At 71.1% G+C, this 6,389-nt stretch carries 8 protein-coding genes; 2 read left to right on the top strand and 6 right to left on the bottom strand.

Annotated features, from left to right (window positions below; translation table 11 throughout):
• Positions 1–674 (bottom strand): SCO6880 family protein (locus tag H5397_RS16905; protein WP_375539468.1); only part of this gene is annotated, 674 nt, incomplete at its 3' end.
• A gap of 9 nt (positions 675–683) precedes the next feature.
• Here H5397_RS16905 and H5397_RS16900 point away from each other — a divergent pair.
• Positions 684–1,157: an aquaporin gene (locus H5397_RS16900; protein ID WP_309224395.1), complete on the top strand. Its 474-nt coding sequence runs from the start codon at positions 684–686 to the stop codon at positions 1,155–1,157.
• Positions 1,158–1,292: 135 nt separating this feature from the next.
• Here the strand turns inward: H5397_RS16900 and H5397_RS16895 are convergent, their stop codons facing one another.
• The 4 genes from H5397_RS16895 to H5397_RS16880 are packed head-to-tail and all read right to left on the bottom strand — an operon-like array spanning position 1,293 to position 3,789.
• Positions 1,293–2,120 carry an META domain-containing protein gene (locus H5397_RS16895; protein WP_182818890.1) on the bottom strand — a complete coding sequence of 276 codons (828 nt, stop codon included), beginning with the start codon at positions 2,118–2,120 and terminating at the stop codon, positions 1,293–1,295.
• A gap of 37 nt (positions 2,121–2,157) precedes the next feature.
• The gene (locus H5397_RS16890; protein ID WP_182818888.1) at positions 2,158–3,255 is read right to left on the bottom strand and encodes a S1C family serine protease; all 1,098 of its coding nucleotides are present in this window, start codon (positions 3,253–3,255) and stop codon (positions 2,158–2,160) included.
• A gap of 17 nt (positions 3,256–3,272) precedes the next feature.
• Positions 3,273–3,434 (bottom strand): hypothetical protein, encoded by a 162-nt coding sequence (locus tag H5397_RS16885; protein WP_182818887.1) that lies wholly within the window; start codon positions 3,432–3,434, stop codon positions 3,273–3,275.
• On the bottom strand, positions 3,412–3,789 hold the full coding sequence (locus H5397_RS16880; RefSeq protein WP_182818886.1) for a M17 family peptidase N-terminal domain-containing protein: 378 nt from the start codon (positions 3,787–3,789) through the stop codon (positions 3,412–3,414). The genes H5397_RS16885 and H5397_RS16880 overlap by 23 nt, the downstream gene beginning before the upstream one ends.
• 126 nt (positions 3,790–3,915) lie before the next feature.
• On the opposite strand from H5397_RS16880, the gene H5397_RS16875 reads away from it, so the two are divergent.
• Positions 3,916–5,481, top strand: coding sequence for an SLC13 family permease (locus H5397_RS16875; protein ID WP_182818884.1), 1,566 nt, complete (start codon positions 3,916–3,918; stop codon positions 5,479–5,481).
• Here the strand turns inward: H5397_RS16875 and H5397_RS16870 are convergent.
• Entirely contained in the window at positions 5,433–6,071 is a 639-nt protein-coding gene (locus H5397_RS16870) for a response regulator transcription factor (protein WP_182818882.1), read from the bottom strand. The two genes, H5397_RS16875 and H5397_RS16870, sit on opposite strands and share 49 nt — an antisense overlap.
• Positions 6,072–6,389 lie beyond the last annotated feature (318 nt).

Genomic DNA, 6,389 nt, shown 5'->3' with positions numbered 1-6,389 from the left:
GCAAGCTGACCAACCCCCTCACGTGGAGAGCCCGGTGCGGTGAAAGTCGCACGCCGGGTTCGGCGGGCGGGCTGTGGAAACCCACCACGGGTAACCGTGGCAGGGCGCCACAGCCCGACCCAACTGGTGCTCCTGCTCAGGCTGATGCCCAACGGCAGCGAGGAGGCTGCGAAGGCGACGTCGTGGGCCAGGTCGAGGACCTGAGGGGCGAAACCGGCCCGGCGGACTGAGGCTTCGAGCTGGTGGGCGAAGTCACCGATCGAGTAGGTCTTCGGCACGGTGACCGTGCACACCGCATAGGGGACGGTCAGGCTGTTGCCGGCGGCGAGCTTGGCGTCCAGGCGGCGGCGGTGGCGGATGTTGGTGGCTTCCTTGGCGCGGGTCTTCATCTTGGCGCCCTCGCGCATGGCCTCACCGATGTCGGCGGCCCACTCGCCCTTGCCGGTCTCCCGTTCGGCGGCCTGCAGGGTCTTGATCGGGTAGGCGACGACCATGGTGCGCCGCTCCAACGCCTCGCTCGGGGTGAGCATCGGGGCCATCGCCCCCATCAGGACTCCACGGGCGGGTAGCGCGATCCCGACCGAGGCGGAGTTCCAGGCGTCGTGGGAGTACCAGCGGGCCAGCGTGTCCGCCCCCGACGGTCCGGCCTGGGACCACGGCACGGACGCGTTCACCCTCGGGTCGTGCTGGTGATCGGCGCGTCGGTCGCCGGCGGCATCCTGTTCATCATCGCGTCCGGCCAGCCCGGCTTCGACGCCGTCGCGTCCGGCTTCGCCACGAACGGCTACGGCGAGCTGTCCCCCGGGGGCTATTCGCTCGTCACCGCCCTCACCATCGAGGTCGTCCTGACCGCCATCTTTGTCTGGGTCATCCTCGGCGTCACCAGCAACCAGGCCCCCAAGGGCTTCGCGCCGCTGGCCATCGGCCTGACGCTCACCCTGATCCACCTGATCTCGATCCCCGTCACGAACACCTCGGTCAACCCGGCCCGTTCGTTGGGTGTCGCCTGGTTCGCCGGTGCCGGCCCGCTCTCGCAGGTGTGGCTGTTCATCGTCGCCCCGATCGTCGGAGCGCTCATCGCCGGAGCGACCTACGGCAAGCTCACCGGCGACACGCCGGTCACCGAATCGGTGCAGCGCGCCTCCACCGAGGCCTGACCTCAACCGACCTCGGCCGGCCTCAGCGCTTCCGTCAGGCCCAGAGCAGGCCGGTGGCGAGGCCGGCCGGGAACACCGCCAGCCCCGTCACCCCCTGGGGCGTCAGGGTCGCCCCTGCCACGGGTGAGGTGAACCTCAGCCCCGCGTCAACGTCGCCGCCATCACGCCGTCCGCGCGGCGGAACTCGAGGTGGTCACCCTCGATGGAGTAGGTCGCGGCCGACTCCAGGGCGACAACGAGGGCGGACTCCTGCTCCATGACGCCCGCGGGCTCCTCGCACGACATCATCGTCGAGGCCAGCGGGCCGATCTTGATCGCGTTGCCGTCCACCTCGAAGCTGCCCGCCAGCTGGTTGCAGCCGCCCGTGCCGCTCACGGTGCCGTCCTCGGCGAACTCCACCGTGGGCGTCGAGCCCTGCACCGTGCTCACGACCGCAGAATCGCCGTCGTGGTAGCCGGTCACCACCCACGTGCCGGCCACCTCCTGGGGCTGCACGTCGAAGACCACCAGCGTCGCCCCGGCTCCGTCGGAGAGAGTCAGTTCCTCTGCGGTGACGGCGAACGAGCGTGCGTCGGCCAGCACCGTGAAGAAGGCCGCCTCCTGGGCCATCACCGCCTGGTCACAGGCCATCATGGTCGACGCGACGGCCCCCTCGATCGCGATCGTCGTGTCCGCGGTCGTGTAGGTGGTCCGGTAGCGGTTGCAGCCGCCCGATCCGGCCAGTGATCCGTCCGCACCGAACGCCGCGGTCACGGTGCTCCCCTCCAGCACGGGCGAGCCACCGAGTTGCGACGCCTCCCAGCGCGTGTCATCCAGCGAACCCGTCGCAGCGGTCGGCGCGGCCGTCTGTACGTCCGGTGTGGGGGCCGGCGTCGCTGGCCCGCCCTGGGAGCAGCCCGCCACGAGCAGCCCCACCAGCACAGCCAGGACGCTCCCGGCACGGAGGTTTCCTCGAAGGGTCACGATCATTCCTTTCTTGGTCCCGCCACCGCGGGATCCGTCATGGTGCTTCGGCCAGGGTCACGGTCACCTGCTGCGGCTGGCCCTCGCGGAGCAGGTCAAGGACCACCTCGTCGCCCACGGCCGCGGTGGCCAGCAGTCGGCCGATCGTGAACGAGTCAGCGGGCCCGCCGGCGATGCCGGCGATCAGGTCACCACCCCGGACGCCGGCCCGTGCGGCCGGCCCCCCCGCCGCCACCGACGAGACGAACAACGCCGAGGACACACCCCGGGCCTGCGCCGCGCCTGGCGGCACCACTGCGTAGGACAGCCCGAACCACGGGTGGGTGGCCCTCCCGTCGGCCACGATCTGGTCGGTGATCCGCCGCACGGTGCTGGCGGGCACCGCGAACCCGAGCCCGACGCTGCCGCCCCCTCCCTCGCCCGAGGCGCTGGGCACCGTGGAGATCACCGTGTTGATGCCGATCAGGTCCCCCGAGCAATCCACCAGGGGCCCGCCGGAGTTCCCCGGATTGATCGACGCGTCGGTCTGAACCATGCCGGCCAGCACCGTGGTGCCACCACCGCCGACCGGAGCGACCACGTCACGGTGGGGCGTGCTCACGATCCCGGCTGTGACGGTCTCGGACAGCCCGAGAGGCGCACCCAACGCGACGACCTGCTGGCCGACCCGCGGAGCAGTGCGGTCGCCGATGGCCAACGTGGGCAGCCCGGTGGCCTCGATCTGCAGGACCGCGAGGTCGGTCTTGGCGTCCGTCCCGACCAGGGTCGCGTCGAGGCGCTCGCCGGTGGCCAGCAGGACGGCGAGCCGGCTGGCCCCGGCGATCACGTGGTCGTTGGTGACGATGCGTCCGTCGGGGGTCAGGATCGCCCCGCTACCCGAGCCGCCGAACGCCAGGCCGTCGGGTCCGGTGCGTCCTTCGGCGAAAACCGTGACCACGGCCGGCGCCGCCGACTCAGCGAGGACAACCGTGCTGCACGAGCCCGCGAAGGGCGTGGTGCGCGCCACCGCGAACCCGGACACACCACCAGCCACCAGTCCCGTGGCCACGCCGACGGCGACGAGGCCGGCCACGGGCAGGCGGGGACTGCGACGCGGACGCGCAACGTCCGACGATGCGGGGCTGGGTCGCTTCATGGGGATGCTCCTCGATCTCACAAGAGGTTGGACAACAGGCGGGCCGCCGAGTTGCGATACCGGCGTGCCCAGCCCCACGATCGCACCTCGTCCAGCGTGACCTCGCGGCAGTCGCGCAGGTCGTCGTGGAACAGTTGCTCGTGCCGGGCCGTCACCTCACGGTCGTGGACCCAGACCATCAGGCACGGGCGTCTCGGGCACGAGCAGCGCCAACTCGGTCTGGCTCTCGATCGCCCGCGCGAACTGGGCGGCAGCGTCCCGCAGTGCGGCCGAGTCGACGGCCGCACGGTCACCGCCGCCGACGAGCACGAACACCGGGCCTTCGGCGGTGGGCAGGACCAGAGTGGAGCCCGCCTTCCCCTCGAAGCCCAACGCGGCCGCTCGCGTTGAACTCAGGGACGAGGCAGCGGGCGGTGCCTCCCCCACGAAAACGAGGTGGCCGACGGCGCCCGCGGCAGGGACGGACTCGGTGACGGCCACGGACAGGTGGCGCTGGGGAAGGGTGAAGGACGGATAGGGCGCCAGGTGGGTCATGGTCGGATGCTAGGAACTCCGACTGCGGTGCGGCATCACCCGCCGCGGGTGATGCCGCGCGCCGCACGCGGCGTAGGCTCAGACGGCACTCCGCAGCACGCGGTGCCCATTCTTGAAGGGGTCACGTTGAGCCCTGCCGTCATCACGCTCATCATCCTGGCGGTCACGGTCGCCATCTTCATCTGGGACCGCCTGCCCGTCATGGCCGTGGCCCTCGCCGTCCCCATCGCCCTGTGGGCCACCGGGGTGCTCGACATCACCGAGGCCTTCGGCGGCTTCGGCGACCCGACGATCATCTTCATCGCCTCCCTGTTCGTCGTCAGCGAGGCGCTGGACGCCGCCGGCGTCACGACCTGGGTCGGCGGGGCAGCCCTTCGCCTGGCCGGTGAGAGCCGGACGCGGCTGGTCGTCGTCATCCTCGCGCTGGTCGCCGTCGTCACGGCCGTCATCACCCCCAACGGCTCCGTCGCCGCCCTGACCCCGGTCGTGGTGGTGATGGCGATCCGCGCCCGCCGCTCGCCATCGGAGCTCCTGCTGCCCCTCGCCTTCGGCGCCCACGCAGGGTCGCTGCTGATGCTGACCGGATCGCCGGTGAACCTTGTCCTGTCCGACTATGCCGAGGCGGCCGGCGTCGGCCCCTTCGGGCTGTTCGCGTTCGCGGTCGCCGGCGTCCCGCTGGTGTTGGCCACAATCGTGACCGTCCTCCTGCTCGGCCCCCGTCTGATCCCACGGCGCACTCCGAGCCGGTCGCTGCGTGACTTGGGTGCGCAGACGTCCGTGCTCACCGAGCACTACGAGCTGGAAGCCGAGGCGCCCGTCCAGCTGAATCGCGAGATCGGACTGCTGGAGGCGGTGATCCCGCCGCGGTCGGAGTTCATCGGCGACCTCGCCTACGCCGGTCTGGTCACCGAGAGCGGACGCCTCGTGGTACGGGCCGTGCGCCACAAGGGCGAGGGTGTCGCGACGGAACCCCACCCACTGCATGTCGGTGACGCGATCCTGTTCGAGGGTGCCTGGCAGCACCTCACGGAGGCGGCACAGGACCCCAACATCCTCGTCGTGGACGACCCCGAGGACGTGCGGCGGCAGACGGTGCCGCTGGGCGTGGGCGCGCGCCGGACGCTGGTCATCCTCGCCGCGATGATCCTCCTGCTCGCCACGAATGTCGTGCCGGCGGCGATCGCCGGGCTGTTGGCCGCGCTGGCCGTCGTCCTCACCCGCGTGCTGACCGTGCCCCAGGTGTACAAGGGCATCGGCTGGACAACCGTGATCCTCGTCGGGGGCCTGATGTCGCTCTCGGTGGCCATGGTGAAGAGCGGGGCGGCGGGGCAGTTGGCCGACGCCCTGGTCACGCTGGTCGGGGACGCCGGCCCGTACGCCCTGATGCTCGGTCTCTTCGTGGTCACCGCATCGCTCGGCCAGCTGATCAGCAACATGGCGACGGCCTTCATCGTCGCGCCGGTCGGGTTGGCCGCGGCCGCCGAGATGGGCGTGTCTCCGGCGCCCGTGCTGATGGGTATCGCCGTGTTCGCGGCCGGGGCGTTGCTCACCCCCGTGGCGACGCCGGCCAACCTGGTGGTCATGGAAGCCGCCGGCTATCGCTTCGGCGACTACTGGAAGCTGGGCGGGGTGCTGCTGGCGCTCTACGGGCTGGCCGGCATCCTCCTGGTCCCGCTGGTCTGGCCGTTCTGACTCCCCAGACCGTCGTCGATGCCCTCAGGAAGCAGGTTCATTTCCCGGGCGATGCGCACGGCCTCCCGGCGGCTGGACACTCCCAGCTTGCGGTGCACCGACTTGAGGTGCTGTTTCACCGTGTTCACCGAGATGCCCAGGGCCTCGGCGATTTCGGCGTTGGAGCGCATGGTCGGCAAGTAGACCAGCACCGCTTCCTCCCGCTCTGTCAGTGGCTCGGTCAACGAGGTCGTGACGGCGCAGGCGACCGGTCCGTCGAGCACCAGAAGGATCTCGTCGACGAACGCACGGTGCCTGCTGATCACCTCGCGGTGTCGGCGCAGGATCTCGACGAGCCGGTGGTTGTTGGCGCTCCTGAACGGCATCAACAGGTGTTCGCCCGCCGAGGCATCGAGGGCGCGCCCGATCGCTGCCGTGGCCCGGGCATCGCGGCGCAGGCGGTCCTCGGCCAGCGCGATGGTCACCCACGCGCACGTGCCGATCGCGCCGGGGCGCTCGGTGGCATCCTCGAGCGCCTCGCGAACGGCCTGCGGCTGCCCGGAGGCCAACAGGAGCCGGGCACGCATGATCGTGAGGGGGTCCGCCTCCATGGCGTCCTCGGGGCTCGCAAGGTTGCTCCGTGCCGAGGAGGCCCGCGGCTGGGCCAGACGGGTCTGCTCGCAGAGGTCGTCGTCGGCGAGTATCTTGGCGGCCGTTTCGACCGAGCGGTAGATGGTCAGTTCACCCCACACGGCCAGGGCGGTACAGGCGCGCCTGGCGTAGCGGAGTCCGGGGTACTCCGCTAGGAGCCTGCTGAACAAGGCGTCTATCTGACGGCGGGTTGGACGTGGGTGGCGGGTGGGACGCCGCCGCGGCTGTCGAGCCGCGAGTGTGAGTCAGCGCAGTTGAGTGCGACAGCGGGGTCGTCG

It is taken from the genome of Propioniciclava sp. MC1683, assembly GCF_014164675.1.
GTDB lineage: Bacteria > Actinomycetota > Actinomycetes > Propionibacteriales > Propionibacteriaceae > Propioniciclava.
This window is presented reverse-complemented; position numbering and strand designations above follow the sequence as displayed.